The organism is Hymenobacter glaciei (assembly GCF_039539585.1).
GTDB classification, from domain to species: Bacteria; Bacteroidota; Bacteroidia; order Cytophagales; family Hymenobacteraceae; genus Hymenobacter; species Hymenobacter glaciei.
Map to the genome: position 1 here is coordinate 172,950 of NZ_BAABDK010000016.1, position 25,441 is coordinate 198,390.

A 25,441-nucleotide genomic window follows, 5' to 3' on the forward strand; every position below is an offset into this window, starting at 1 on the left:
CGGGGTAATGCCCTCCGGTGCTGCGTACTGAACAATACGCCCCCGCACAAAAAAAGACGCCATGCATCCTTACAACGCCAGCTTCAGCTGCTGGCCGGCTCCTTCGGTACCGGCTTCCAGGTTCGAGAGCGTGATGCCCAGCAAACGCACGCCTTTGGGCAAGGGCAGCAGGCCTTCCACCAGTTCGTGGCTGAAGCGGGCCAGCGTGGCGGCATTGGGCACGGGCCCTACGCCGCTGCGGCTGCGCGTGATTTGCTGAAAATCAGCAAACTTGACTTTGAGCGTGACGGTGCGGCCCCGCGCGCCGGTGCGTTCGCAGTAGGCCCACACGTCGGCCAGCAGCGGCGGCAGGGCCGCCAGCAGCTCGGGCAGCTCGTGCAGGTCCTGGGCGAAGGTATTTTCCGAGCCCACAGACTTGCGCACGCGGTCGGGCACCACGGGCCGGTGGTCTTCGGCGTGGGCAATGGCGTGGTAGTAGCGCCCGGCTTTGCCAAAGTGCCGGGTGAGCAGCTCCACCGGCTGGGCCCGCAAATCGGCTCCCGTGAACACGCCCAGCTGGTTCATGCGTGCCGCCGTCACTGGCCCAATGCCGTGAAACTGGCCCACTGCCAGCCCTTCTACAAAGGCCAGCCCCTGGCCGGGGCGCACCACAAACTGCCCGTTGGGCTTGCGGTAATCGGAAGCCAACTTGGCCAGAAACTTATTGTAGGAAATACCCGCCGAAGCCGTCAGGCCGGTTTCGACCAATATTTTAGCTCTGATTTCGCGCGCAATCTGGGTGGCTGATTCGATGCCCGGCAGGTTCTCGGTTACGTCGAGGTAGGCCTCATCGAGCGAGAGCGGCTCGATGAGCGGCGTGTACTCGGCAAAAATGGCGTGAATCTGCCGCGACACTTCCTTGTACACGGCAAAGCGCGGCGGCACGAACACCAGTTCGGGGCACTTGCGCAGCGCCGTAGCCGAAGGCATGGCCGAGCGCACGCCATACTGCCGGGCCTCGTAGCTGGCCGCCGCTACCACGCCGCGCTCGCGGGCCCCGCCCACCGCCACCGGCCGGCCCCGCAGCTCGGGCGCGTCGCGCTGCTCCACCGAAGCGTAGAACGCGTCCATGTCGAGGTGAATAATCTTGCGGAATGCAGCAGGAGTCACGGGTAAAAAACGGCGTCGGGCCGGCCCGCAAAGATACCGGCCTACCTCGCGCGCCGGCCACCCAAACACCCGTTAGCGCTAACCTTTGCGCAGCTATCCTCTTGACATTCACTGACGAACAATTGCTAGTGTCGACGCACTTTTTTCAGAGGCACCGGCTGGCGCAGTTTTGTTTTCACATTTTTTGGGCATTAACTTGGCTCTTTATTCAGACGGAGAGAATTGTGGTGGGCCGGGCAACCGAAGATGTGATTCCAGCCAGCAGAGCGGGTTTTTAGATTTTTAGCCAAGTCGCTTGATGCCCTAATTATGTACGTTAAGCAAATGTTAACACAAATATAATCTTATTAAATATTTGCTTATTGCCAATTAATTGGGTATGTTTGAATTACCAAACCATGTGGGGTGGCGGAACTGGCAGACGCGCTAGCCTATCTCGCTAGTACAATTAGAGGTTCGAATCCTCTCTCTACAGCTAAGTCCCGGTCGTGCAAACGGCCGGGACTTTTTGCGTTATCCAGGTTTGGGTCTGGGTTTACCCGGTACGACCCGGCCCCTGCTTCACCCAGAATATCAAACAGCATTATATAAAAAGAGCGGCTGCCCGGGTGGGCAGCCGCTCTTTTTATGTTTGGACTAGCGGCGCTGCGACGACTCCCGCACAATTAGCTTTGGCTTGAGCAGCACGTTGCGGGGCTGGGCCAGGCGGTCGGGGTTGGGGTTGAGGATTTTCTGGAGCAGGCGCACGGCCGAAATGCCCATGGTTTCGCAGCCCTGGTCCACCGACGTGAGGTTGGGCTCGGTGAGGGTGGCGAAGGCCTCGTTGCTGAAGCCCGCCACCGCCACGTCGTGCGGCACGCGCAGCCCGTGGGCCTTGATAACCTGCATGGCGCCGGCCGCCGCCAGGTCGTTGGAGCCAAACACGGCGTCGGGGCGCTGGGGTAGTTTCAGCATTTCGGCAATGGCCCGGGCGCCGCCCTGCTGGCTCATTTCGCACTGCGCGATGTAGTCCTCGTTGATGTCGAGGCCATGGGCGGTGAGGGCGTCGCGGTAGCCCTGGTGGCGGTTGCGGTGGATGTTGAGCTGGCGCGGGCCGGTGAGGTGGGCAATGCGGGTGCAGCCCTGCTCGATGAGGTGCGACACCACCTGGTAAGCGCCCTGGTAGTCGTCGAGAATCACGGCACTCACGTTGTCGCCCCGAAAATTGTCGAGCACGCGGTCGAAAAACACCAGCGGTACGTTGTGTTGCCGGGCCAGCTCGAAGTGGCTGAAATCGGTGGTCGTGTTGGCCAGCGACACCAGAATGCCCTCTACCTGTGAATTCATCAGCAGCTCGATATTCTTCTTTTCCTGGGCCGCATTTTCATTGGATTGGAAAATCATCACACTGAACCCGGCCTTGCTGGCCTCGGCGGCAATGCCGTCGAGCACCTGCGGAAAAAAGTGGCCGGTGATGTGCGGCACCAGCACCCCAATGGTGTGGGTGCGGCCCCGGCGCAGGGAAGCGGCCAGCTGGTTGGGCTGGTAATGCAGCTCGGCGGCCAGCTGGCGCACGCGCACCTTGGTCGCCTCGCTCACATCTTTATGGTTGGCCAGCGCGCGCGACACCGTGGAGGGCGAAAGCTGAAGTGCCGTGGCCAAATCGGTCAGGGAAGCCCGGCGGGTTTGCATCTTGCAGAAAAATTAACGTGAAAAAAGGTCGGCTACCTGCCTCGTGGGCAGCGAGCCGCCACCCCATTCCCGGCCCGCATTCCGGCGTCGGCCGGCCGCACTCGCAGTGGGCGATGGCCATTTCGGGCTAAGTTAGGAGCAGGATACCCATCTCAAGCAGATTTTGCCTGTTTCCCAGATGTTAATTCTCTCGGCCTTGCCCCTTCCTCAGCCGGGTGGGCGCCGGCGGGGCCGAGCCTTAGCAGTTTTTTGCGTGTTTTTTAAGTTGGGCAGAGCCAATTGGCCACGCGCATGCGGCAAGCCGCTTGGCCCGTTTGGCCAGCTTCCGCGTGTGCCGTAAGTGTACAAAAGTTGCCGCCAAAGGCTTTTGGAATGGTTTGAGAACGTTTTTTCTGCCTTTTTACGGGGCGGGTGAAGGCTACATTTGCCCGGTGCAACCAGTGGCCTTCTCCGCCCCTACATCGTTCGGACGGTATACTTACTCCGAAACCGCTCCAAGGTGGTGAAGTTGCAGCGCGCGGTATGATGACCTAACGTTCAGTCTTTCTATTTCATTTTCCATCCCACCCACCTTCCTCTTATGGCTGCTCCCGCTTTCGCGCCAGTTGTTACCTCGACGGCTCTGCCGGCCGGCGCCACCGCGCCGCGCTATGCCCCGGCCCTCTCGGCCCTTACGGTGCTGTTCTTCTCGTTCGGCTTCATCACCTGCCTGAACGATATTCTGATACCGTACTTTAAAGCCATCTTCCAGCTTAGTTATGCGAAAGCGGGTTTGATTAATTTCTGCTTTTTCGGAGCCTACTTCGTAATGGGCATTCCAGCGGGCAAAGTTGTGAGTCGCTTGGGATACAAAGGCAGCATGCTGCTGGGTTTTCTAATAGCTGCAGTTGGCTGCTTTCTGTTTTATCCAGCAGCCGATAGTCACTCCTATGGCTTGTTTCTTGGTGCTTTGTTTGTGCTGGCAACCGGCATCGTGCTGCTGCAAGTTGCTGCCAATCCCTATGTAGCAGTATTGGGGCCGCCTGAATCGGCGCCATCTCGGCTCAGCTTAACACAGGCATTCAATTCTGTAGGAACAACGGTGGCTCCTTTGGTTGGCGCAGCCCTTATCCTCTCACACCTGCCCGACCTTGACGCCGCCCGCGCGGCTGATGCCATCGACGTGCGGGCAGTTCAGATGCCCTATCTCTGCATTGGGGGCGTGCTTATTCTTATCAGCGGTGTGCTCAGCTTGATTAAGCTACCAATTATAACGCACACCCCCGACCCTGCCGACGACGGCAGCCGCCGCGCTTGGAACTACCGCCACTTAGTGCTGGGCATGATAGGTATTTTTGCTTACGTAGGGGCCGAAGTAGCTATTGGCTCACACATTGTGAGCTATTTAGGCCAGTCCGACGTCATGAACATGGCCCCCAAGCTGGCAGGCAAAAAAATAGCTTTTTACGGTGGTGGAGCAATGGCAGGCCGATTCGTCGGGGCAATTCTACTGAATAGAATACGTCCGGGCCGACTCTTGGCTTTGACTGGCATTGGCGCCATTGTGCTGGTTATTATTTCAATTAGCACTACCGGCGAAATGGCTATGTGGAGCCTATTGGCCGTGGGCCTAATGAACTCCATCATGTTCTCCACCATTTTTACGTTGGCCGTGGCCGGCCTGGGCCGCCATACCGAAGAAGCTTCCGGGCTGCTGAACGTGGCCATTGTGGGCGGTGCGGTTATTCCTCCCCTGTTCGGGCTGGTGGCTGATGCCAGCTCGTTGCGCCTGGCGCTGGCGCTGCCGGTGCTGTGCTACGCCTACATTGTGTGGTACGGCATGCGCGGCCACGTGCGCCAAGTAGCGGCGTAAGACCGCCCAGAACGATGTAGAGACGCGACGCATCGCGTCTCCGGGAATGCCCCATTCAGCATCGTTTGTCAAGCATCGTTCAACGCCGAGACGCGAAGGGTCGCGTCTCTACATCGTTCTCTGAGAAGTTGCTTTTGTTTTCTTCATGCTCCTGAAACCCCACCGTTTTTTCCTTGCTTCTGGCTTGCTGCTGATGCTGCTAGCTGCGGCCCCGCTTGGGGTGCGGGCTCAGCGCGCGTCCAAGCCAGGCGCGGCTAAGAGTGTGGGCGTGAGCTACTGGCTGACCACGGCCGATAAGACGGTGCTGTTTCAGTTCCAGGCGGGTGCGCTGCAGTTTGCGACCGGCACCAATGCCAACCCGACCATCGAAATCGACGAGGCCAAAACCTACCAGACCATCGACGGCTTCGGCTACTGCCTCACGGGCGGCAGTGCCCAACTGCTGCACCAGATGGCTCCCGCCGAGCGCGCCAAACTGCTACGTGAGCTGTTCGGAACCGACGGGCGCAATATTGGCGTGAGCTACCTGCGCCTGAGCATCGGCGCCTCGGACCTCGACGACCGGGTGTTCAGCTACGACGACCTGCCCGCCGGACAAACCGACCCCACGCTGGCCCATTTCAGCCTCGCGCCCGACCAACCGCACTTGCTGCCGGTGCTGAAAGAGATTTTGGCCATCAACCCAAAGCTGAAAATCCTTGGCTCGCCGTGGTCGCCGCCGACCTGGATGAAAACCAATGGCGAGTCGAAAGGCGGCAGCCTGAAGCCGGAGTTCTACGACGCCTACGCCCGGTATTTCGTGAGATACATTGAAGGCATGAAGGCTGCCGGCGTGCGCATTGATGCTATTACGGTGCAGAACGAGCCGCTGCACCCCGGCAACAACCCTAGCCTGCTGATGCCAGCCGGGGAGCAGGCCGCGTTCATTGGCAAAAGCCTGGGCCCGGCTTTCCGGCAGGCCAAGCTCGACACCAAAATCATCTGCTACGACCACAACGCCGACAAACCCGAATACCCGCTCACGGTGCTGAACGACGAGACAGCTGCCTTCTACGTCGACGGCTCGGCTTTCCACCTCTACGCCGGCCCCATCGAGGCGCTGAGCAAGGTGCACGACGCGCACCCGGAGAAGAATGTATACTTCACCGAGCAGTGGGTGGGTTCGAAGAGCAAGTTTGATGAAAACCTGCGCTGGCACACCAAAACCCTGATAATTGGCGCTACCCGCAACTGGGCCCGCACTGTGCTGGAGTGGAACCTGGCCGCCGACCCGCAGCAGAACCCGCACACGCCCGGCGGCTGCACCGAGTGCCTGGGCGCCATCACCCTGGCTGGCAACACGGTCACGCGCAACGAAGCCTACTACATCATCGCCCACGCCAGCAAGTTTGTGCGGCCCAGCTCGGTGCGCATCGCCTCCACGCTGCCTGATAAGTTGCCCAACGTCGCCTTTCGCACGCCAACCGGCCAGCGCGTGCTGGTGGTGTTGAACGACGGCACTGCCACGCAGGCTTTCAACATCCGGCAGGGCGGTCGTCAGGTGGCGGCCATGCTGCCAGCTGGAGCAGTAGGCACCTATACCTGGTGATTTCTAACGGTTAACATTAAGTGGTAAAATAGTCGGTGCTGCAGAAATTTAAAAACGCCTAACTTTAGAATAAAGAGGCCCGTTAGATACTGATTGTCAACCCCTGATTGCTAATCACCCCCTTTTTCAAACTCCCACTTTTTTCCCATTCCCACTTTTTTCTTTTTTCAAATTCCCATGAAAAATCACTTTACTCTTTCCGCCATCGCCGCGTTGGCACTCAGTTCCCTTGGAGCGCAGGCTCAATTCACGGTCGACGGCACGCTGTCGACGGCCGAAGTCGGCACGGGCACCGGCAAATACCAGCTTGTGGGCACCTACACCGGTGCGCACAACATCACCGACCGCGGCCTGAAGGCGCTCTACATGGGCACCACGGCCACCACCCTGAACATCATGGTCGTTGCCTCGGCCGAGATTTCCCCGGTTCCTACGTCTATACCCCAGGAATACGGCTACAATTCGTTGCTGCTTTTCCTGGATGCGCCTAACAAAACCGGCATCGCGGCGCGCACCAAGCTGCCCGGCAGCAACAATACCGGAAATGATGGCCGGGAGTCGCTGCGCCAGCGTCCGACCCTCGACATGGAGACCGATTATGCCTTCCGCTGCACCACCTCGCCCCTGGGAGACCAGCCCGGCGCTATCTATCTGAGCCGGGTAGACTATACCGTGCCCGCCATTGTGAATAACCCAGACCCCACCAAGAATGGCTACCCTGAGATTGGCATGGGCGCGGGCAAAAAAGATGGCAGCGTGACCGTGGACGCCAACGACCCCGCTATGGTAAAGTCGGCCTACAAGACCAGTGGCCCGACGGGCAGCGTGGCGGCTAACACCAGCACGGGCTGGGAAATTGAGATACCGCTGTCCTACCTGGGCGGCGCGGCCGCGGGCAGCGACTTCAGAACCTTGGTGGCCTACATCGACGACTTCAAAAGCTTCAACGCCGATGTGCTGCCGATGATTGTGGGCCGGACGACGGCCCTCGGCATCGACCCGGACTTCACCGCCATCCCCGGCAACCAGTTCTACTCGTACCGCGTGGGCCAGGGCGTGCTGGGCAACCGCGCCGCTACGGCCGATGCCCTGGCCGCTACTACTTACCCCAACCCCCTCACCAGCGCCAGCCGGCTGAGCTACACCATTGCCAGCGGCACCCAGCCCGTGAGCGTGGACGTGTACAACGCCCTGGGCCAGCGCGTGCTGAACCTGCTCAACGCCGACCAGGGCGCCGGCCTGCACACCGCCGAACTGGCCCCGCTGCAGAAGCTGGCCGTTGGCAGCTACCTCGTGAAACTGCAGGTGGGCAGCCAGCTCACCAGCCGCCGCGTGGTGGTGGAATAACCTGAATGTGAACCGGTGGCACAGCTGTTGAGTTGGGCCACCGGTTTTTTTAGTGCCCTTACTATTCTGCCATGAATTATAACTCGTTCATTTACTTGTGTTTATCGGCCGCACTACTGACCGGTGCCGGCTGTGGCAAGAAAGGCGGCGATACCCCCGACCCCACCCCGCCAGTGGTCGTGACGCCCACCGGCCCTTCGCAGGTAGCCTTCTGGCTCACGAATACCGACCGGACGGCCTTGTTTGCCAAGCAGAAAAACGTGCTGAACTTCGGCACCACCTCCAACCCGTACTCCACCATTACCCTCGACACCGCCCGTACCTACCAGACGATGGACGGCTTTGGCTACGCCCTCACCGGGGGCAGCGCCACGGTCATAAACCGCATGAGCGCCAGCAGCCGGGCCGACCTGCTGCGTGAGCTATTTGCCACCGACAGCACCTGGCTGGGTGTGAGCTACCTGCGCCTGAGCATCGGGGCTTCCGACCTCAGCGACCACGTGTTTACCTATGATGACGTGCCCGGCGACGTGAGCCTGGCGCAGTTCAGCCTGGCCCCCGACCGCACCGACCTGATTCCGGTGCTGAAGCAGATTCTGGCCATCAATCCCAACATTAAAATCATGGGCTCGCCCTGGACGGCCCCTTCCTGGATGAAGAGCAACAACTCTTCGAAAGGCGGCACCTTGCTGCCCCAGTACTACGACGCCTACGCGCGCTACTTCGTGAAATACATTCAGCAAATGGCCGCCGAGGGCATAACCATCGACGCCGTGACGCTGCAGAATGAGCCCTTATACGGCGGCAACGAGCCGAGTATGCTGATGGATGCAGCTCAGCAGACCAACTTCATCAAAAACAACGTGGGGCCGGCCTTCGCCGCGGCGGGCATCCGCACCAAAATCATTGCCTATGACCACAACCCCGACCGCACCGACTTCCCGCTGGCGGTTCTTGGCGACGCAACGGCCCGGGCCTATGCCGAGGGCTCGGCCTTCCACAACTACGGCGGGCCGCTGGCGGACGCGCTGACGCAGGTGCACAATGCCTACCCCAGCAAAGGCGTATACTTCACCGAGTTCTGGACGTAGGCGCCCGGCAACCTCATCACCGACTTCCCTGGCCACGTGCGCGAGCTCGAAATCGGGGCTACGCGCAACTGGGCCAAAAACGTAATCGAATGGAACCTGGCCAACGACGCCGGCTACGGTCCGCACACAAACGGCGGCTGCAACGACTGCCTAGGCGCGGTTACGGTGTCGGGCAGCAGCGTGACGCGCAACCCGGCCTACTACACGGTGGCCCACGCCAGCAAGTTTGTGCGCCCCGGCTCGGTGCGCGTCGACACCAACTCGCCTGCCACCCTGCCCAACGTGGCCTTCCGCACCCCGGCCGGCAAAAAGGTACTGCTGGTGCTGAACACCAGCAACTCCCCGACGCAATTCAACATCGAATACAAGGGCAAAACCGTGGTCACGGCGCTGGCCGGCGGCTCGGCCGGCACCTACGTGTGGTAGTCCAGTGCCCGTACCAGGCGAAAGCCTGGATTTTTCAATTGTTTTTTAACGCATAGGGGCGGCCAAGCTTAGGCACGCGGGATAAACGTGCGGCCAATTTGGCGCGACCAATCGTGTGCCTTAAGTGTATGAGCACAACTCAAAAAGGCCTATGGCATGCCTAATAGCGGCTTTTTTGCCTCGTTTGCGCAGGCGTAGCGGCTACATTTGTCGGGCTCGGCCATTGATGGAGATGCTGCTTGGGCTGTTGCTGCTTTCGCCATTTTAGCCCCGCTGCTTATGCGCCGCCGCTTGCTGTTTTGCCTACTGCCAACTAGTTGGAACACCCGCGCCTGCGGGTACTGGCTGGCTCTGGCCTTGCTGTTGAACCAAACCATCCTGGCCCAGGCGCAGAGCTTTCTGCACGCGGCCGGGCCCAAAATCGTGAACGCCGCCAACCAGGAAGTGCTGCTGAACGGCGTGAACCTCGGCGGTTGGCATTTGCAGGAAGGCTACATCATCAAGCCGGGCTGGGGCGGTGTGAACGGCAAGCAAACCCAGGGCACGGTGAAGCAGACGCTGTACGCGGCCGGCATGAGCGACGCCGATGTGGAGGCCTTTTACCAGAGCTACCGCAACAACTTCATCACTAAAGCCGATATTGATTTTCTGGCCTCGAAGGGGTTCAACTGCATCCGCCTGCCGCTGCACTACGACCTGTTTCTGACACCGGCCCAACGTGCGGTGCGCAACAACGTGCTGCACGGCACCACCACGTATGCCAGTTACGTGAGCTCGCTCAGCAGCTGGTATACCGCCAACCAGCTGTTCACGGACCCGGCCAACATGGAGGCTCTGCGCTTGATAGACAACGTGCTGACCTGGTGCGCCGCCAACAACATGTACGTGGTGTTCGACCTGCACGCCGCCCCCGGCTCGCAGGGCACCGACGTGAACATCGCCGACGCCCTGCAGCCGCTGGACTTGTGGAACCAGCCCGTGTACCAGGACATCACGGTGCGGCTGTGGGAAAAGCTGGCCGCCCGCTACAAGAACGATGCCCGCGTGGCCATGTACGACCTGATAAACGAGCCCAACCGCGTGCCCAGCAACCAGCTGATTCACGACCTGTCCGAACGGCTCATCAACGCCGTGCGGGCCCAGGGCGACAACCACCTGCTGCTGCTCGAAGGCAACGGCTTTGGCAACGATTTCAACCAGCTCACCAAAAACACCTTCACCAACCAGGCCAACCTGGTGTACAACTCGCACCGCTACAGCGGCACCGGCTACCTGATGGACAACAACGTAGGCAGCACCGACCCCAACAACGTCAACAGCCTGCGCACCATCGGCAACCTCACCCGCTTCCGCACCACCTGGAACGTGCCCATCTGGGTGGGCGAAACCGGCGAAAACACCGACACCTGGATGCACGACGCGGCCGTCAACCTCAATTCGGTGAGCATCGGCTGGTGCCACTGGACGTACAAGCGCTTCGATGGCGGCAACAACGCCGCGCTCATGCACATTCCGCCACCCTACATCGTGGACGGGCCGGCCGGGCTGCCGCAGGTGCTCACCAACATCCTGTTTGCTAACGCCGTGCCCAACACCGCGCTCGCGGCCCTGGCCCCCAACCAGAACAGCATCGTGAACTACCCCGACGGCGGCAGCTACCAGGGCCTCACCGTGGCGCCGCTCAACCGCGTGGTCTGGCTGCAAGGGAGCAACCACAAGTTCGTATCGAGCGAGGGCGGCTACCAGGCCATGACCTGCAGTCGGGCGGCGTATGGAGCCTGGGAGCAGTTTGCGGTGGAAGCCAGCGGCAGCGGCAAAGTGGCGCTGCGCAACAGCGTCACAAACCAGTACGTGTCGTCGGAAAACGGCACCCAGGCGATGACCTGCACGCGCTCCACGGCCGGGGCCACCGAGCAGTTCGACTGGATTATCAACCCCGACGGCACCATTTCGCTGCGCGGCAGCACCGGCGGCTACGTGTCATCCGAAAACGGCACCCAGGCCATGAGCTGCTCCCGAACGGCGGTTTCGGCTTCCGAGAAGTTCCTGTTTGGCGTGGTGGGCAGCACGGCCCTGGCGAGCGGCAAAGCGAAGGCTGCGCCGGTCGGCTTTTATCCCAACCCCGTCCTCAACGCCCTGACGTACGAGGTGCCCAGCGGCGTGAAAACCCACCGCCTGACCGTGGTGGACACCACCGGCCGCGAGGTGCTGACCCAGACCTGCGAAGCCACCGCCGGGCAGCATACCGTGGATATTTCCGGGCTAAAAAGCGGCCTCTACGTCGTCCGAATCGCGGGCGCGAGTTTCCATTCCGAATTCAACATCAACAAGCAGTAATCGACTGCTTATGATGCAAGTAATCATTCAAAAGCAGACGAGCAAACGCACGTCACGCAGCGCAGCATGGCGATTATTGTTGCCTGAACACTTCTACTCGACGCGAATTTGCGCGCACGGTGTAGAGACGCGACCCATCGCGTCTCGGCGTTGAACGACGGCTGCACAATAACTGCACGATTCCCAAATGGCGCGAACGCCGAGACGCGATGGGTCGCGTCTCTACAACCGCCAGCCAATTTTCGGATGGCATTTCGTGACGAGGAAAGTTCATACTTCATCGCTTCGCTATGGCGCGCTCGTCGCGCAATGATGGGCGAGGAATAGCCGGTGGCCCTCGTTTGCCGGAGGGGGACCTTGTTTCTCACCTCGTCTGCCCCGCCTGGTTGGCGGGCGACGCCACCGTTTTCGCCTTTGTCCTTTTTCAGCCCATTTCAAAACCCACCGCATGAACCGCCCCAATCGTTTCCGCTCCCGTGCTCCCCGCCGCCTGCTGGCGCTGCTGAGCCTGCTCCTCGTATTTGTGGGCCAGCCCGCGGCCCACGCGCAGAGCTTTCTGCACGCCACCGGACCTAAAATTCTGAACGCCAGCAACCAAGAAGTACTGCTAAACGGCGTGAACCTCGGCGGCTGGGCCGTGCAGGAGGGCTACATCATCAAGCCCGGCTGGGGCGGCATCAACGGCAAGCAAACCCAGGGCACGGTAAAGCAAACCCTCTACGCCGCGAACATGAGCGACACCGACGTGGAGACGTTCTACCAGAACTACCGCAACAACTTCATTACCAAAGCCGATATTGACTACCTGGCCTCGAAGGGGTTCAACTGCATCCGGCTGCCGCTGCACTACGACCTGTTCCTGACGCCGGCCCAGCGCGCCGTACGCAACAACGTGCTGCACGGCACCGTCAGCTACGCCAGCTACGTGAGCTCGCTCACGAACTGGTACAACGCCAACCAGCTGTTTACGGACCCGGCCAACATGGAAGCATACCGCATGATTGACAACGTGCTGAGCTGGGCCCAGGCCAACAAGATGTACGTGATTCTGGACCTGCACGCCGCCCCGGGCTCGCAGGGCACCGACGTGAACATTGCCGACGCCCTGCAGCCACTCGACTTCTGGAACAAGCCCGTGCACCAGGACATGACGAACCGGCTGTGGGCCACCATCGCGGCCCGCTACAAGAACGACGCCCGCGTGGCCATGTACGACCTCATCAACGAGCCCAACAACGTGCCCAGCAACCCGCAGATTCACGACGTGCTGCAGCGGCTGATAAACACAGTGCGGGCCCAGGGCGACAACCACCTGCTGCTACTAGAAGGCAACGGCTTTGGCAACGACTACAACTACATGGAGAAGCGCACCTTCACCAACACGGCCAACCTGGTGTACAACTCGCACCGCTACAGCGGGGCCACTTATCCGCTCGACAACAACGTGAACTCGACCGACCCCAACAACGTCAACAGCCTGCGCACCATTGGCAACCTCACGCGGTTTCGCACCGACAACGACGTGCCCATTTGGGTGGGCGAAACCGGCGAAAACACCGATGCCTGGATGCACGACGCGGCCGTGGCCCTGAACTCGGTGCGCATTGGCTGGTGCCACTGGACGTACAAGCGCTTTGAGAACGGCAACAACCCCGCGCTCATGCACATCAACTCGCCCTTTATCGTGGACGGGCCGGCCGGGCTGAACCAGGTGCTGAGCAACATCCTGTTTGCCAACTGCGTCCCCAACTCGGCAGTCAACGCCGTCGCGCCCAACCAGAACGGCATCGTGAACTACCCCGGCGGGGGCAGCTACAACGGGGCCCCGGCCTACAACGGGCCAGCCCTGGGGCGCATCTACGAAATCAGCGCCAAGAGCAGCGGCAAAGCCCTCGAAATATCCGCCAACTCGCTGGCCAACGGCGGCCGAGCCCAGCAGTGGAACTGGGTGGGCGCGGCCAGCCAGAAGTGGAAGCTCTACGACGTGGGCAACGGCTACGTGCGCATCGTGAACCTGAACAGCAACAAGTCGCTGGACGTGGCCGGGCCTTCGACGGCCGACGGGGCCCTCACTCACCAGTGGGACTGGCTCTCGACCAGCAGCCAGTACTGGCAGCCCATTCCCAACGGCGACGGCAGCTACCGCCTCATCAACCAGTACAGCGGCAAGGCCCTCGACGTGCAAGGCAACTCCTTGGCCAACGGCGCGGCGGCCCAGCAGTGGACCTACGGCGGCGGCGACAACCAGCGCTGGTACTTCAGCGACCAGGGGGTAGGCCGCACGGCCCTGGCCAGCGGCACCGCGCAGGCGACGGCCGTAGGCTTTTACCCCAACCCGGTGGCCGACGCCCTCACCTACGAGTTGCCGGCCGGCACCACCGCCCACCGGGTAACCGTGCTCGATGCCGCCGGCCGCCTGGTGCTGGCCCAAACCGTAGCAGCCGCCGGCGACCAGCACACGCTCGATGTGTCAGCCCTGAAAAGCGGGCTGTACTTCGTTCGCTTGGCTGGTTCCAGCTTCCATTCCGAATTTAAAATCAGCAAGCAATAACCTTTTTTACCCTGCCAGTCGGCTCTTCATGTCTCCTAAATTTCCATCCCTCCTGTTCCTCGCCACGCTGGGCTTCGGCAGTGCCGCCGCCCAAAAGCCGGGGCCGGCCAAACCGGCTGCCAAACCGGCGGTGGCCGCCAACGCCGGCGGCCCCGCATATTCGGCCGCCAGCAAAACGGCCCGCGTGTACGCCACCGTGGCGGGCACCGATAAGCGCCTGGCCGCGGGCGAAAGCCTGAAATTTGCGCCGGCCGCGCAGCCGCTCGAAACCCAGGTGTGCGTGTTCGTCGACCCCGGCCACTCGTTCCAGACCATGCTGGGCATCGGCGGGGCGCTCACCGATGCCTCGGCCGAAACCTTCGCTAAGCTACCTAAACCCCAGCAGCAGGAGTTTCTCAAGGCCTACTACAGCCCCAGCGGAGGCATCGGCTACACGCTGGGCCGCACTTCCATTCACAGCTCCGACTTTTCGAGTGGCAGCTACACCTACGTGGCCGATAAGGACGAGGCGCTGAAAACCTTTAGCGTGCAGCACGATGAGCAGTTCCGCATTCCCTTCATCAAGCAAATAATGGCAGCCGCCGGCGGCAAGCTCACGCTGTTTGTGAGCCCCTGGAGCCCGCCCGGCTGGATGAAAACCAACGGCGAGATGCTGCACGGCGGTAAGCTGCTGCCCCAGTACCGCCAGGCCTGGGCCGACTACTACGTGAAGTTTATCAAGACGTACGAGCAGAAAGGCATCCCCATCTGGGGCCTCTCGGTGCAGAACGAGCCCATGGCCACCCAAAAGTGGGAGTCGTGCATCTTCACCGGCGAAGAGGAACGGGATTTCATCAAAGGCTACCTCGGACCCACGCTGGCCAAGGGCGGGCTGGGCGGCAAGAAGCTCATTGCCTGGGACCACAACCGCGACTTGATGTTTCAGCGGGCCAGCACCGTGCTCGACGACCCCGAAGCCGCCAAATACGTGTGGGGCATCGGCTACCACTGGTACGAAACCTGGACCGGCAGCAGCATGCTGTTCGACAACGAGAAGCGCGTGAAAGAGGCTTTCCCGAACACCAACCTGATTTTCACGGAAGGCTGCAAGGAGAATTTCGACCTGGCGAAAGTCAACGACTGGAGCCTGGGCGAGAAGTACGGCAACTCGATGATTGGCGACTTCAACGCCGGCACCGTGGGCTGGACCGACTGGAACGTGCTGCTAGACGAAACCGGCGGCCCCAACCACGTCGGCAACTTTTGCTTCGCCCCCATCATCGCCGACACCAAGTCCGGCAAGCTGATTTACACCAGCGCCTATTATTACATCGGCCACTTCTCGAAGTTCATCCGCCCCGGCGCCAAGCGCATCAGCGCGGCTTCCAACCGCGACGCCCTGCAAACCACCGCCTACCGCAACCCCGATGGCAGCGTGGCCGTGGTGGTGATGAACCAGACCGACAAGCCCCAGGATTTCCAGCTTTGGATGCGCGGCCAGGGCACCAAAACCACAGCAGCCGCCCACTCCATTATGACACTGGTAGTGAATTAAAACGGCTGCTAGAATAACGAGAACGTCATGCAGAGCGCAGCGAAGCATCTTGCCCGCCACCAGTATTCTAATTCCTATCAACCGGAATAGTGGCTGCAAGCGAAATGCTTCGCTGCGCTCAGCATGGCTTTTTGTATAGCTTCCCCGTTGCCTCATGCGCTTCCCCACCCTCCTTCTGCTCCTCCTCAGCCTGAACTGGTTCAGTGCTTCCGCAGGCCGGGCGCAAGGGGCGCATGTACTAGAAGCTGCTGCCGTTTGAATAGCGGGCTGTTTTCCTTAGCTTTCCCGATAATGCGTAATCCTGATTCCATCAAGTCCCTGCGCGCCGTGACGTTGGTGGCCGGCCTGCTGATGAGCACGGCGGCCCGGGCCCAGCAACCTGCCGACCCAGACGCCGCCAAAAAAGCAGCCGACGAAGCCAACCGCCAGCGCCAGGAATCCCAGTTTCATAACGATTGGCCCAACCTACAGAAGTACGCCGCCGCCAACCAGCGGCTGCCTGCGCCCCAGCCCGGGCGGCCCCGCGTGGTCATCATCGGCAACTCCATCACCGAGGGCTGGGTGAAGGAGGACTCGGCCTTTTTCCGGGGCAAGACTTATGAGTATGTGGGCCGGGGCATCAGTGGCCAGGCCACCGGGCAAACGGTGCTGCGCTTCCGGCCCGATGTAATTGACCTGCACCCGGCCGTGGTGGTGCTGCTGGTGGGCACCAACGACGTGGCCGAAAACAACGGTCCCTACAACCCGCAAACCACCCTGAACAACATCATGAGCATGTGCGAACTGGCCAAGGCGCACGGCATCCGGGTGGTGCTGGGTGCGGTGGCCCCGAGCACCGATTTCTGGTGGCGCAAGGGCCTGAACCCGGCCCCGAAGATTCTAGCGCTCAACCAGCGCCTCAAAGCCTATGCGGCCCAGCAGCACCTCGTGTACTACGACCTGCACACCGCCCTGAAAGACGACCAGAACGGCCTGAAAAAAGTCTACGGGGAAGACGGCGTGCATCCCAACCTTACCGGCTACCGGGTGATGGAGCCCCTACTCAACCAAGCTGTAGCTGCCGCTTTAAAGAAGAAATAGCTACCCTTCCAATGCAGCCGCCAGTGCCGCCCAGTTGCTTCAGGCTGCTAGGCAGCACTGGCTTTTTTGCGGCCGGCGGGCTTCTTCTTTTTGGCTTTGGGCCGGGCGTTTTTGCGCCGGGGTGGCAACCGCTCCCGCTCGGCTTTACGCTCGGCCCGCATCAGCAGGCGCTCGGGCAGGCGGGCTATAAGGCGGTCGCGCACGTACTGGGCCAGGCTGGAGAGCGGTACCGTGCTGGTCGTGCGTAGAAACTGGCCGATTTCCCGGCTCCGCAGCGTGCTGGCCCCCGCCAGGCCCCGGGCCAGCAGGAATTGCTTCACTTCTTCCAGCAAAATCAGCTTTGCCAATGGGGCCAGCGCCACGGTGGCGTTGTAGGTGGCGGCGCGGTGCGGCCGCAATTCCTCGGCCGAAGCCACCAGCACGCCCACCCACTCGGGCAGCAACGGCAACAGTTTGGCTAAGTGCTTCTCCGTCACGATGAAGGTCACAAAGTCATACACCTCGCCGTAGCAGCGAAGCTGGTTGGCCACGCGCTGCAGCGTGTCGCCGTCGCCCTTCACCTCGTAGCCGTGCATGAACTGCTCGGTGATGTGTACCACGTCGGCCCGTGTGGTACCGGTGGGCAGCTCATCAATGCGCACGCCGCCCAGCAGTTGTGGGTAAAGCAGGGCGCGGATTTCCGGGTCGTTCATGGCAACCCCAAAATTAGCGACGCGGCGGCTATCGTTCAGCTACGGCCAGCTGCCGCTGGCAGCTGCGCAACCACTTCTCAGCCTCGAGTACCTGCTGGAAAATCTGAAGCTCGAGCGCGCCGGCGGTGCCCTGGTTGAAGTGCACCGTAAGGATATCGGACAGCGAGTCGGCCTGCACTACATGCGCCACGTAGCGCAGGCCCATGGCCGTGGCCTGGGGCACCCAAATGCGCTCCAGCCACTCGATGGAGTCAAACCACGGTCCCAGCAGCTCCACGTTGTCGTTCAGCAGACAAGAATTTTGTAGGCCCTGCAGGGTGCGCAGGTAATTGTCGGCGCCGCGCAGGGCTTCTTCCGTGTCGATAAAGCCGCGCCAGGTGGCGCGCAGCCAACCCTCGGGTTCCTGGCTCAGGGTGCAACGGCTGCCGTCGGCGTCGGCTAGAGAGCTTAAAATCATGGTAGCGAGCGGTAGAAGAGCCAGCGGCCGGAGAGCGGATATGCCCAGTGGCCAAGCACTGCCTATACGTAGCTGATGCTCAGGGACCGTACTGCTTTAATACGTATTTTAGGTGCGGTAATTACGTAGGAGCACTTGGCAATTCCGCAGCCTTTTTTTTCGTCCGTACATTGCCGCCAGGACGGTTTTACGCCAAACGGCCCGCTTTGCGCAAACCTGCGGCGGCACCAAGCGGTTGTGGGCCGTCCAGCCACTGCCGTGGCCGTTTACTAAGCTCTCTCTGCATGTCCCGAAAAAAGGTTCTTTTTCTCATCGGCTCGCCCAACCAGACCACGCAGATGCACCAGATTGCGCAGCTGCTGGACGACGAGTTTGAGCCGTATTTCAGCCAGATTTATTACGATGGCCACCTGCGTCCTTTCTACAAGTTTTTGTGCTGGTCGGGCGGGCTGAACCCCACCGTCGTCACGGGCCCTATCAAGGCGAAGGCCGATAAATACCTGGCTGCCCACGGCCTGAAAAACGATTTCGAGGCCCGGCATTTCGGCAACACGTACGACCTGGTGGTGTGCTGCTCCGACATCATTGCGCCCTGGCCGCTGGTGCGCGCCACCAAAACCGTTTTCGTGCAGGAGGGCATGACCGACCCGCTGAATTGGTGGTCGCGCCTCATCCGCAAGCTGCACTGGGCGCCCAGCTTAGCCATTGGTACCGCCCTCAATGGCTTGGCCAACTGCTGCGACATTTACTGCGTGGCCTCGGAAGGCTACAAGGAGCACTTCAACCACGTGGGCGTCGACCGCGAGAAGCTCATCGTGACCGGCATTCCCAACTTCGACAACATCGAGCAGGTGCGCCACAACGACTTCCCACACCACGGCTACGTGCTGGTGGCCACCTCCGACCTGCGCGAAACATACACCCCCGAAAACCGGCCCAAGTTCATCCGGGAGTGCGTCCGCATTGCCAACGGCCGGCCGCTGGCCTTCAAGTTGCATCCCAACGAAACCCTGCCCCGCGCCGTGGACGAAATCAAGGAGCACGCCCCGCCCGGCACCATGATTTTCACCGAAGGCAACACCGACGACATGATTGCCAACTGCGTGGAGCTCATCACCCAATACTCGACCGTGGTGTACGTGGGCCTGGCGCTGGGCAAACCGGTGCACTCCTATTTCGACGTAGATGACCTGCGCCGCAAGCTGCCCTGGCAGAACGGCGGCACCTCGGCCCGGCGCATTGCGGCCATTTGCCGGGGCTTCAGCCGGTTTGATGGCAGCGGGCCCGCGTTTTTAAAGCAGTACGACGCGGAGGCCTTTGCAACCGTAGCGGAACCGGAGGCATCTCCGGAGCAGCGCTAACCGTTGGCGGCATTATTTTAAGAATGTATTTGCCAATGGCTTACCAATTAACCGGCTTTCTTCCTGCCAGATTTTAGCGTATTTCCTGCTGCTGGCCGACTACGCCTTATCGATTCCTTCCTTTTTTCATGTCCGTTCCCAAGATTCTGACCGTTGTGCAGGCCCGCATGGGCTCCTCGCGCCTGCCAGGCAAGGTGCTGCTGCCGCTGGCCGGCCAGCCCCTGCTGGTGCGCATGGTGGAGCGGGTGCAGCGCGCCCACCTGGCCGGCACGGTAGTAGTAGCCACCACCACCGACGCCGCCGATGATGCCATCGCGGAGCTGTGCGCCACCCACGGCCTCGGGTGCTTCCGCGGAAACGCGCTGGATTTGCTCGACCGCCACTACCAGGCTGCCCGCCACTACGGCGCCGACGTGGTGTTGAAAATCCCGTCCGACTGCCCGCTCATCGACCCGGCCGTGATTGACGAAGTGGTGGGTTACTACCTGCACTTCGCCGACCGCTACGACTTCGTGAGCAACTTGCACCCCGCCACTTTCCCCGACGGCAACGACGTAGAAGTAATGCCCATCGAAGCGCTGGAAACGGCCTGGCGCGAGGCGAAGCGCCCGCTGGAGCGCGAGCACACCACCCCGTTTTTCTGGGAAAACCCCACCCGTTTCCGGCTCGGCAACGTGGAATGGGACGCTGGCCTCGACTACTCCATGAGCCACCGCTGGACCATTGACTATCCCGAAGACTACAATTTTATAAAGGCCGTTTACGATGCGCTCTACGCTACAAAGCCGACCTTTGGCCTGCCGGACATTATTGCCCTGCTCGAAAAGCGCCCCGATATCGCCCAGCTGAATGCCCAGTATGCCGGCGTGAATTGGTACCGCAACCACCTCGACGAACTCAAAACCGTGGATTCGTCGCAAACCAGAACTTTGTAGGGGCGGGGCTCGCCCCCGCCCGCTTTACCGGGCTTTCTTCCTAATTAATACCGTTCAACGGCGGGCGGGGACAAGCCCCGCACCCTACTTATGACTCCTGAGCAACAACAGAAACTAGAGAAAATGGCCCTGAATGTGCGCGAGCACATCGTGCGCCTGAGCACCGACGGCGGCTGCTTCACCGGGGCCTCGCTGAGTTGCGCCGACCTGCTGGTGTACCTGTATTCCGATTTCCTGAACGTGCGTCCCGACAACCTGACGGACCCGACGCGCGATTACCTTTTCCTTAGCAAGGGCCACGACGTGCCCGCGCTCTATGGCACCTTCGTCGAGTTGGGCTTCATCGAGAAAGCCCGCCTCGACCAACACCTCACCACCGACGACCACATTTACTGGCACCCCAACCGCAACGTGCCGGGCGTGGAGTTCCACTCCGGCTCGCTCGGCCACCTGCCCAGCGTGGCCCTGGGTGTGGCCCTGGACTGCCGCATGCGCGGCCAGGACAACAAGGTCATCGTCATCACCGGCGACGGTGAGTTGAACGAAGGCACCGTGTGGGAAAGCTTGCTGGTAGCCAGCGCCCACAAGGTCAACAACCTGACTTTGGTGGTCGACCGCAACCACTTCCAGGCCAACGTGGCCACCGAAGACCTGATTCCGCTGGAGCCGATGGCACCCAAGTTTGAGGCTTTCGGCTGCGAAGTGCGCCGCATCGACGGCCACGATTTCAAGCAGTTGGAAGAAGCCTTCGCGGCCCTGCCCTTCTCCGATACCAAGCCCTCGGTCATCATCTGCGACACGGTGCGCGGCCGCGGCCTGCCCAGCATCGAAGCCCGGGCCGACCGCTGGTTCTGCAATTTCTCGGCCGATGAAGTGCAGGAGTTGCTGCGCGAGCTGCACAGCCAGGAGGCCACCACACTGACCAGCGAAACGCTGACGGTAAGGTAGGACGCAGCCTTTGCTGCGTCGCACCAGCTGCATACATCGCCTTATTATTCGTTCGAAAAAACGCAGCAAAGGCTGCGTCCTACTATGACCTACGAAGAGCTAATCAAAGAAACCGCCCTCGCCGATGAGCGCCTGGTGGTGATGACGGCCGAAAACCGCGCCCTCATCCGCAACCTGCCGGCCGTGCTCGGCCCGCGCTTCATCGATACTGGTATTACCGAACAGACGCTCATTGGCGCGGCGGCCGGGCTGGCCCTGCGTGGCCGCGTGCCGGTGGTGCACGCCCTGGCCACTTTCCTCACGCTGCGGGCCTTCGAGTTCATCCGCACCGACGTAGGCATCGGCCAGCTGCCGGTGAAACTGAGCGGCTTCGTGCCCGGCTTCCTCTCCGACGGCAACGGCCCCACCCACCAGGCCATTGAGGACGTGAGTTTGATGCGCGGCATCCCCGGTATGACCGTCTTCGCGCCTGCCGATGAACAAGACATGCTGGCCATGCTGCCCGCCATCTGGGCCTCGCCCGCGCCAGCCTACGTGCGCATCAACACCCGCCCCGCCACCTACGAGCACGCGCCGTTTGAAATGGGCAAGGCTGAAATCGTGGCCGAAGGCACTGACATCACTATCCTCACCTACGGCATGCTTTTCGAGCAAACGCTGGTGGCCCGCGAGCTGCTGCAGGCCCAGGGCAAATCCGTCGGCCTCATCAACCTGCGCAGTCTCAAGCCGATTGACGAGGCGGCGCTGCTGAACGTGGTGCGCCGCAGCTCCCTTATCGTGACGGTGGAGGACCATTTCATCACTGGCGGCCTCTTCTCGATTCTGGCCGAAGTGCTGCTGCGCAACCAGCTCACCGCCCGCGTATTGCCCTTGGCCCTGGAGGAGCGGTGGTACCGCCCCGGCCGCCTCAGTGCCGTGCTGGAGTACGAAGGCTTCACCGGTCACCACATTGCCCGCCGCATCACGGAGTACCTGGGCGAGTCGGGCGCGGTCATTGCCGAAGGCCCGGCGGTGCTCGAAAACGAGTTCGCGGAGTAGTCCAACCGTCTGTCATGCTGACGAAGGAAGCATCTTATCACGGCTGCTTTCGTCAGATTTACAAATCATTGTAGCGCGGACGTGATAAGGTCCTTCGCTACGCTCAGGATGACAAAATAGCCATGCCCAACACCGTTTCCTTCAACGAAAACTACCCCGACATCACCAAGTCGGACGAGCTGTACGCCCGCGCCCAGAAAATCATGACGCCGGTGACCCAGACTCTGGCAAAGGGCCCCGGCCAGTACACCAAAGGTGTGAGCCCCAAGTATGTGAAGCGCGCCAAAGGCTCGCACATCTGGGACGTGGATGGCAACGAGTACATCGATTTTCAGATGGGCATCGGCCCCATTTCGCTGGGCTATGCCTACGAGCGCGTCGACAATGCCATCAAAGCCCAGCTCGAAGACGGCATCACCTTCTCGATGATGCACGAGCTGGAAGTGGAGCTTTCGGAGCTGATTCACGAAATCATTCCCAACGCCGAAAGCATCCGCATCAGCAAAACCGGGGCAGACGTGTGCTCGGCGGCGGTGCGCGTGTCGCGAGCCTTCACGGGGCGCGACAACGTGCTGTGCTGCGGCTACCACGGCTGGCACGACTGGTACATCGGCACCACCAGCCGCGACAAGGGCATCCCGCAGGAGAGCAAGGACCTGGTTGCCGCGTTCGAGTACAACAACCTCGACTCGCTGAAGGCGCTGCTGGATGAAAACGTGGCCTGCGTGATTCTGGAGCCGTTTATTTTCGATGCACCCAAGGATAACTTCCTGCAGGAAGTAGCACGCCTGTGCAAAGAAAACGGCACGCTGCTCATCTTCGATGAGATGTGGACCGGGTTCCGCATCGCCGTGGGGGGCGCGCAGGAGTACTTCGGCATCACGCCCGATTTGGCAGTGTATTCCAAGGCGTTTGCCAACGGCATGCCCATCGCCCTGCTCACCGGCCGGCGCGACGTAATGCAGCTGTTCGAGCAGGAGGTGTTCTTCTTCACTACTTTTGGGGGGGAGGCGCTGAGCCTGGCCGCCGCCGTGGCCACCATCAGCGAAATGCGCGAGCAGAATGTGCCCGCCCGCCTCGCCGAGCAGGGCAAGAAGCTCAAGGACGGCTACAACGAAATTGCCGCCGAGCTGGGCCTGACCAGCTATACCAAGTGCTACGGGTACGACTGTCGCACGATTGTCACCTTCGACCCCTCGGCCGGCAACGGCATGGAGATAAAAGCCTTTATGCAGCAGGAGTTGTTCAAGCGCGGCATCATGTGGGGGGGGTTCCACAACATGTGCTTCTCGCACACCGACGCCGACGTGGCCCACACCCTGGCTGCCTACCGCGAGGTGCTGCCCCTGCTAAAGGCTGCTATCGACGCTGGTGACGTGGCCACCCGCCTGCTGGGCGAGCCGGTGGAAGCCGTGTTCCGCAAGGTGACCAACGCCGCGCCGGTTAAAGCCAAGTAAGCCCCATGGACCTTTTCGATTTAACGGGCAAAACCGCCATTGTCACCGGCGCCTGCGGGCTCATTGGCCAGAAGCACTGCGCTGCGTTGGCCAAGGCCGGAGCCAACGTCGTGGTGGCCGACCTGAGTGCCGAAGCCGCTGCTGCCGTGGCCTTCGGGTTGGGAGGCGGCCCCCACCTGTCGGTTGCCGTCGATGTGACCAATCCCGAGTCGCTGGCCGCCGCGCGCGACCTGGTTTTGGCCCGCTTTGGCCACATTGATGTGCTCGTGAACAATGCCGCTATCAACGACATGTTTGAGAACCCCGCGCTGGCCGCTGACCTGAGCAAGTTCGAAAACTTCCCGCTCGCCACCTTCCAAAAAGTACTGGAGGTGAACGTAACGGGCGTATTTCTGGCGGCGCAGGTATTCGGCACCCCGATGGCGCAGCAGGGCCACGGCAGTATCATCAACGTGGCCAGCACCTACGGCATTGTGGGGCCCGACCAAAGCATCTACCGCAACGAAGCCGGCGAGCAAACCTTCTACAAATCCCCCTCCTACCCCATGACCAAGGGCGCGGTAATCAATTTCACCCGCTACCTGGCCGCTTACTGGGGCCAGGCCGGGGTGCGCGTGAACACACTCTCGCCCGGCGGCGTCGAAAACAGCCAAGACGAGTTTTTCATCAAGCAATACAGCGCCAAAACGCCGCTGGGCCGCATGGCTACCCCTACCGACTACCAGGGCGCGGTCGTTTTCCTGGCCTCCGATGCCTCAGCTTATATGACCGGAGCCAATTTGGTCGTGGACGGCGGCTGGACGGCTATCTAATTAGTTGTCAGTTGCTCGTTATTAGTTGTCAGTTTCCCCATTGAAACGACAATTGAATGACCTGACAGCTGACAACGAGCAACTGACAACTAAAACCCAACACACCTTATGCAAGCTGTTGAAATTCGTAAAAACCGATTCATTGGCGCGGGCCACCCGGCCTACATCATTGCCGAAATTGGCATCAACCACAACGGCTCGCTTGACCTGGCCAAGCAGCTCATTTCCGAAGCCGCCAAGGCCGGTTGCGATGCCGTGAAATTTCAGAAGCGCACCCCCGAGCTGTGCGTGCCCAAAGACCAATGGGAAAAGCAGCGCGACACCCCCTGGGGCCGCATGAGCTACATCGACTACAAGCGCAAAACCGAGTTTGGCCAGGCCGAATACACGGCCATCGACGACTACTGCCGCGCCCTGGGCATCGACTGGTTTGCCTCGTGCTGGGATGAGCCGTCGGTTGATTTCATGGAGCAGTTTGCGCCCGTGATGTACAAAATGGCCTCGGCCTCGCTCACCGACAAACCCCTGCTCGACCGCGTGCGCGCCACCGGCCGCCCCCTGATGCTGAGCACCGGCATGAGCACCATCGACGAGATTAACCAGGCCGTGAAGTGGGTGGGCTTGGATAAGCTGATGATTGCGCACTCTACTTCGTCGTACCCCTGCCCGCCCGCCGAGCTCAACCTGCGCATGGTGCCGGTGCTGCAAGGCATGTTCCCCGACACACCCATTGGCTATTCGGGCCACGAAACCGGCCTGGCCACTACCGTAGCCGCCGTAACCATAGGCGCTAGCTTCGTGGAGCGGCATTTCACGCTGGACCGCGCCATGTGGGGTTCCGACCATGCTGCTTCGGTGGAGCCCGGTGGCATGGCCAAGCTCGTGCGCGACATCCGCGATGTGGAGGAAGGCCTCGGCGATGGCGTGAAGCGCGTGTACGACTCCGAGCTGGAGCCCCGCGCCCGCCTGCGCCGCGAGCTGACGCCGAACCAGGAGTAGCTCTTTGCGGTTAAACTGACGTTTTAATCGTTTGTCATCCTGAGCGCAGCGAAGGACCTTATCACGTTCGAGCGGCTTGAGCTAACGTGATAAGGTCCTTCGCTGCGCTCAGGATG

At 61.1% G+C, this 25,441-nt stretch carries 20 protein-coding genes and 1 tRNA gene; 17 read left to right on the plus strand and 4 right to left on the minus strand.

Annotated elements, in window-relative coordinates; translation table 11 throughout:
• Nucleotides 1-69: 69 nt before the first annotated feature.
• The gene (gene dinB, locus ABD837_RS09675; RefSeq protein ID WP_345053456.1) at nucleotides 70-1,149 is read right to left on the minus strand and encodes a DNA polymerase IV; all 1,080 of its coding nucleotides are present in this window, start codon (nucleotides 1,147-1,149) and stop codon (nucleotides 70-72) included.
• Nucleotides 1,150-1,548: 399 nt separating this feature from the next.
• Between dinB and ABD837_RS09680 the strand changes: the two genes are divergently transcribed.
• Nucleotides 1,549-1,624 (plus strand) — tRNA-Asp (locus ABD837_RS09680).
• Nucleotides 1,625-1,785: 161 nt separating this feature from the next.
• Here ABD837_RS09680 and ABD837_RS09685 read toward each other — a convergent pair.
• Entirely contained in the window at nucleotides 1,786-2,820 is a 1,035-nt protein-coding gene (locus tag ABD837_RS09685; RefSeq protein ID WP_345053458.1) for a LacI family DNA-binding transcriptional regulator, read from the minus strand.
• A gap of 580 nt (nucleotides 2,821-3,400) precedes the next feature.
• Here ABD837_RS09685 and ABD837_RS09690 point away from each other — a divergent pair.
• The 9 genes from ABD837_RS09690 to ABD837_RS09730 all read left to right on the plus strand — a co-directional run bounded on the left by ABD837_RS09690 (nucleotide 3,401) and on the right by ABD837_RS09730 (nucleotide 16,626).
• On the plus strand, nucleotides 3,401-4,672 hold the full coding sequence (locus ABD837_RS09690) for a sugar MFS transporter (protein WP_345053462.1): 1,272 nt from the start codon (nucleotides 3,401-3,403) through the stop codon (nucleotides 4,670-4,672).
• A gap of 145 nt (nucleotides 4,673-4,817) precedes the next feature.
• Nucleotides 4,818-6,260, plus strand: coding sequence for a glycoside hydrolase family 30 protein (locus ABD837_RS09695; protein WP_345053465.1), 1,443 nt, complete (start codon nucleotides 4,818-4,820; stop codon nucleotides 6,258-6,260).
• A 177-nt stretch (nucleotides 6,261-6,437) separates the two neighbouring features.
• Nucleotides 6,438-7,607, plus strand: coding sequence for a T9SS type A sorting domain-containing protein (locus ABD837_RS09700; RefSeq protein WP_345053467.1), 1,170 nt, complete (start codon nucleotides 6,438-6,440; stop codon nucleotides 7,605-7,607).
• Between the two features lie 71 nt (nucleotides 7,608-7,678).
• Nucleotides 7,679-8,698 carry a glycoside hydrolase family 30 protein gene (locus ABD837_RS09705; protein WP_345053470.1) on the plus strand — a complete coding sequence of 340 codons (1,020 nt, stop codon included), beginning with the start codon at nucleotides 7,679-7,681 and terminating at the stop codon, nucleotides 8,696-8,698.
• Nucleotides 8,699-8,734: 36 nt separating this feature from the next.
• A complete protein-coding gene (locus ABD837_RS09710) occupies nucleotides 8,735-9,124 on the plus strand; it encodes a glycoside hydrolase family 30 beta sandwich domain-containing protein (RefSeq protein WP_345053472.1) in 390 nt (129 codons plus the stop codon).
• Nucleotides 9,125-9,403: 279 nt separating this feature from the next.
• The gene (locus ABD837_RS09715) at nucleotides 9,404-11,461 is read left to right on the plus strand and encodes a cellulase family glycosylhydrolase (RefSeq protein WP_345053474.1); all 2,058 of its coding nucleotides are present in this window, start codon (nucleotides 9,404-9,406) and stop codon (nucleotides 11,459-11,461) included.
• A 448-nt stretch (nucleotides 11,462-11,909) separates the two neighbouring features.
• Nucleotides 11,910-14,012: an RICIN domain-containing protein gene (locus ABD837_RS09720; protein WP_345053476.1), complete on the plus strand. Its 2,103-nt coding sequence runs from the start codon at nucleotides 11,910-11,912 to the stop codon at nucleotides 14,010-14,012.
• A gap of 28 nt (nucleotides 14,013-14,040) precedes the next feature.
• A complete protein-coding gene (locus ABD837_RS09725; RefSeq protein WP_345053478.1) occupies nucleotides 14,041-15,546 on the plus strand; it encodes a glycoside hydrolase family 30 protein in 1,506 nt (501 codons plus the stop codon).
• A 291-nt stretch (nucleotides 15,547-15,837) separates the two neighbouring features.
• Nucleotides 15,838-16,626 carry a GDSL-type esterase/lipase family protein gene (locus ABD837_RS09730; RefSeq protein WP_345053480.1) on the plus strand — a complete coding sequence of 263 codons (789 nt, stop codon included), beginning with the start codon at nucleotides 15,838-15,840 and terminating at the stop codon, nucleotides 16,624-16,626.
• A 47-nt stretch (nucleotides 16,627-16,673) separates the two neighbouring features.
• Here the strand turns inward: ABD837_RS09730 and ABD837_RS09735 are convergent, their stop codons facing one another.
• A complete protein-coding gene (locus ABD837_RS09735; protein ID WP_345053482.1) occupies nucleotides 16,674-17,318 on the minus strand; it encodes a sce7726 family protein in 645 nt (214 codons plus the stop codon).
• Between the two features lie 28 nt (nucleotides 17,319-17,346).
• Nucleotides 17,347-17,775 carry a hypothetical protein gene (locus ABD837_RS09740; RefSeq protein WP_345053485.1) on the minus strand — a complete coding sequence of 143 codons (429 nt, stop codon included), beginning with the start codon at nucleotides 17,773-17,775 and terminating at the stop codon, nucleotides 17,347-17,349.
• A 284-nt stretch (nucleotides 17,776-18,059) separates the two neighbouring features.
• On the opposite strand from ABD837_RS09740, the gene ABD837_RS09745 reads away from it, so the two are divergent.
• The 7 genes from ABD837_RS09745 to ABD837_RS09775 all read left to right on the plus strand — a co-directional run bounded on the left by ABD837_RS09745 (nucleotide 18,060) and on the right by ABD837_RS09775 (nucleotide 25,325).
• Nucleotides 18,060-19,136: a glycosyltransferase family protein gene (locus tag ABD837_RS09745; protein WP_345053487.1), complete on the plus strand. Its 1,077-nt coding sequence runs from the start codon at nucleotides 18,060-18,062 to the stop codon at nucleotides 19,134-19,136.
• Nucleotides 19,137-19,264: 128 nt separating this feature from the next.
• Nucleotides 19,265-20,071, plus strand: a complete 807-nt coding sequence (locus ABD837_RS09750; RefSeq protein ID WP_345053490.1) for a cytidylyltransferase domain-containing protein — start codon at nucleotides 19,265-19,267, stop codon at nucleotides 20,069-20,071.
• A gap of 90 nt (nucleotides 20,072-20,161) precedes the next feature.
• Nucleotides 20,162-21,019 (plus strand): transketolase, encoded by an 858-nt coding sequence (locus tag ABD837_RS09755; protein ID WP_345053492.1) that lies wholly within the window; start codon nucleotides 20,162-20,164, stop codon nucleotides 21,017-21,019.
• 84 nt (nucleotides 21,020-21,103) lie between these two features.
• Nucleotides 21,104-22,057 (plus strand): transketolase family protein, encoded by a 954-nt coding sequence (locus ABD837_RS09760; RefSeq protein ID WP_345053495.1) that lies wholly within the window; start codon nucleotides 21,104-21,106, stop codon nucleotides 22,055-22,057.
• 122 nt (nucleotides 22,058-22,179) lie between these two features.
• Nucleotides 22,180-23,514, plus strand: a complete 1,335-nt coding sequence (locus tag ABD837_RS09765) for an aminotransferase class III-fold pyridoxal phosphate-dependent enzyme (RefSeq protein ID WP_345053498.1) — start codon at nucleotides 22,180-22,182, stop codon at nucleotides 23,512-23,514.
• 5 nt (nucleotides 23,515-23,519) lie between these two features.
• Nucleotides 23,520-24,326 (plus strand): SDR family oxidoreductase, encoded by an 807-nt coding sequence (locus ABD837_RS09770; RefSeq protein ID WP_345053501.1) that lies wholly within the window; start codon nucleotides 23,520-23,522, stop codon nucleotides 24,324-24,326.
• Between the two features lie 108 nt (nucleotides 24,327-24,434).
• Entirely contained in the window at nucleotides 24,435-25,325 is an 891-nt protein-coding gene (locus tag ABD837_RS09775) for an N-acetylneuraminate synthase family protein (RefSeq protein WP_345053504.1), read from the plus strand.
• Nucleotides 25,326-25,441 lie beyond the last annotated feature (116 nt).

Bases quoted from the DNA above. Each gene is read 5' to 3' on its own strand.
- ABD837_RS09685 (WP_345053458.1), bottom strand. From the start codon at position 2,820: ATGCAAACCCGCCGGGCTTCCCTGACCGATTTGGCCACGGCACTTCAG.
- ABD837_RS09690 (WP_345053462.1), top strand. From the start codon at position 3,401: ATGGCTGCTCCCGCTTTCGCGCCAGTTGTTACCTCGACGGCTCTGCCG.
- ABD837_RS09695 (WP_345053465.1), top strand. From the start codon at position 4,818: ATGCTCCTGAAACCCCACCGTTTTTTCCTTGCTTCTGGCTTGCTGCTG.
- ABD837_RS09700 (WP_345053467.1), top strand. From the start codon at position 6,438: ATGAAAAATCACTTTACTCTTTCCGCCATCGCCGCGTTGGCACTCAGT.
- ABD837_RS09705 (WP_345053470.1), top strand. From the start codon at position 7,679: ATGAATTATAACTCGTTCATTTACTTGTGTTTATCGGCCGCACTACTG.
- ABD837_RS09715 (WP_345053474.1), top strand. From the start codon at position 9,404: ATGCGCCGCCGCTTGCTGTTTTGCCTACTGCCAACTAGTTGGAACACC.
- ABD837_RS09720 (WP_345053476.1), top strand. From the start codon at position 11,910: ATGAACCGCCCCAATCGTTTCCGCTCCCGTGCTCCCCGCCGCCTGCTG.
- ABD837_RS09725 (WP_345053478.1), top strand. From the start codon at position 14,041: ATGTCTCCTAAATTTCCATCCCTCCTGTTCCTCGCCACGCTGGGCTTC.
- ABD837_RS09730 (WP_345053480.1), top strand. From the start codon at position 15,838: ATGCGTAATCCTGATTCCATCAAGTCCCTGCGCGCCGTGACGTTGGTG.
- ABD837_RS09735 (WP_345053482.1), bottom strand. From the start codon at position 17,318: ATGAACGACCCGGAAATCCGCGCCCTGCTTTACCCACAACTGCTGGGC.
- ABD837_RS09740 (WP_345053485.1), bottom strand. From the start codon at position 17,775: ATGATTTTAAGCTCTCTAGCCGACGCCGACGGCAGCCGTTGCACCCTG.
- ABD837_RS09745 (WP_345053487.1), top strand. From the start codon at position 18,060: ATGTCCCGAAAAAAGGTTCTTTTTCTCATCGGCTCGCCCAACCAGACC.
- ABD837_RS09750 (WP_345053490.1), top strand. From the start codon at position 19,265: ATGTCCGTTCCCAAGATTCTGACCGTTGTGCAGGCCCGCATGGGCTCC.
- ABD837_RS09755 (WP_345053492.1), top strand. From the start codon at position 20,162: ATGACTCCTGAGCAACAACAGAAACTAGAGAAAATGGCCCTGAATGTG.
- ABD837_RS09760 (WP_345053495.1), top strand. From the start codon at position 21,104: ATGACCTACGAAGAGCTAATCAAAGAAACCGCCCTCGCCGATGAGCGC.
- ABD837_RS09765 (WP_345053498.1), top strand. From the start codon at position 22,180: ATGCCCAACACCGTTTCCTTCAACGAAAACTACCCCGACATCACCAAG.
- ABD837_RS09770 (WP_345053501.1), top strand. From the start codon at position 23,520: ATGGACCTTTTCGATTTAACGGGCAAAACCGCCATTGTCACCGGCGCC.
- ABD837_RS09775 (WP_345053504.1), top strand. From the start codon at position 24,435: ATGCAAGCTGTTGAAATTCGTAAAAACCGATTCATTGGCGCGGGCCAC.